The following is a 1,516-nucleotide window of genomic DNA, read 5'->3' as shown; positions in this document are numbered from 1 at the left end:
GGCTACAAACCGCTTCCGGAGGATTATGGCTTTAAACTGATACCTATAAAGAACGAAGATCAAATGCGTGCCAATATCCTCTACCTGGACAGAAACCATTATGAGAAACTGATGGCAGTCCCAGGTGGTTATCCCTGGTGCAGCAGTTATCTGACGTATTCTCTGCTGGGAAAGTTTATAGAGGGGAAGAAGGTCAGGGATATGACAGTCCGGGAAATACTAAGTTGGACCGGCAGCAAGACGGAACTTCCACCGGACTGGCAGTTTCATCCTGTGCTGGGATTGCTTCCCTCGTCCTTTGTGAATAAGAGGCTTGTAAGGAAATTATTCAAGACGCCTAAAGAATATACGACACGCCTTGTGAAGGATTATGAATCATTTGCCAAGATTGCACATTCCATTGATGAGGAGATTGAGTATCAGGAGCAAGATGTTGAAGTCATTGTCTCCAACCTTCTACAAAGGAACTATCACGGGAAGCCGGTTTCCCGGTTGGACGGGGCGGAACTTGGACGCCTTACCGTTACTCTTAACAGCCAATACAATGTATCTCCGGAGCAGATAGCCGGTACTCTTGGAATCTCATTGCATATTGTGAACCAGTTTTTGCGGGCAAAAGACTTCAAGCAATAGTGTTTAGGCCAGCTGGGGAAACAAAAAGGGCCATTTTTGTGTCACGCGGCGGTCTTGAGACCGGCTGGAGGAACAAAAACGGCTTTTTTTGTATCACGCGGCGGCCGAAGGGGCTGAAAGCCAGCCCGGGGCGCTAGAACAGTGTGGGCTCCCAGTCGTCAAAGTCAACGGCGCCGGAGTCTGAGGCGTCTTCCGGGGCGTCATGAACGTCTTCGGAGGGATCAGAGGCCGGGGCTGCGTTTGCGGACTGAGCATCGGGCTCAACGGGCGCATTGGGCTGGACCTGGTCCACGGCTTCATCAGCCACGGCATCATCGGCCATATCATCATCCCCGTCAAAGGGCTCTGCGATGGCTTCTCCGGGGGCTTCCGGCTCTTCCTTTTCAAGGGGCTGGCCAAATTCCACGGCCTTCAGGTCATACGGCGAGCACTTCTTGCCCTTTGCCGCAATGCCCTTCTTGGCAATGAACTCAGCAACGTCCACGGTTTCAGGCTCCCTGTGAGCGAACTTGCCGCCGAAGGTGAGGATAAGCTGAGGGTAGTTATCGGAGGATATGTCCACCAATTTTGAACCGCGGGCATCAGAGATGAACAGCACGGGGGAGTTGTTGCTTTCCGTAAAGCTGAAGCGCTTTACGTAAAATGCCTTGGCGGCATTGTCCCAATAAACAACGGTGTAAACCTTGGAAGTATCCAGTTTCTCAATGCGGATCACATCTCCCTGGTACTTGTTCACTAGGTCGTAGGTGGTGGTGTAGTATGAGCCGTCGGCAAAGATTGCCAGTACGCGGTCTTCGCCGGAGAACTTCCCAAGGTGGTCTCCGCGGCCGTCCTCGTTGAGGCGCTGGATGTCGGGGTCATACCAAATATCCTTGCCTTCCAG

Annotated in this window: 2 protein-coding genes; one reads left to right on the top strand and one right to left on the bottom strand. The window is 52.4% G+C overall.

Going from position 1 to position 1,516, the window contains the following annotated elements; translation table 11 throughout:
• A partial coding sequence (locus tag IK083_04475) for a hypothetical protein (GenBank protein MBR4748811.1) occupies positions 1–633 on the top strand: 633 nt, incomplete at its 5' end.
• 133 nt (positions 634–766) lie between these two features.
• Here the strand turns inward: IK083_04475 and IK083_04470 are convergent.
• On the bottom strand, positions 767–1,516 hold a 750-nt coding region (locus IK083_04470), incomplete at its 5' end, for a hypothetical protein (GenBank protein ID MBR4748810.1).

The organism is Abditibacteriota bacterium (assembly GCA_017552965.1).
GTDB lineage: Bacteria > Armatimonadota > UBA5829 > UBA5829 > UBA5829 > RGIG7931.
This window is presented reverse-complemented; position numbering and strand designations above follow the sequence as displayed.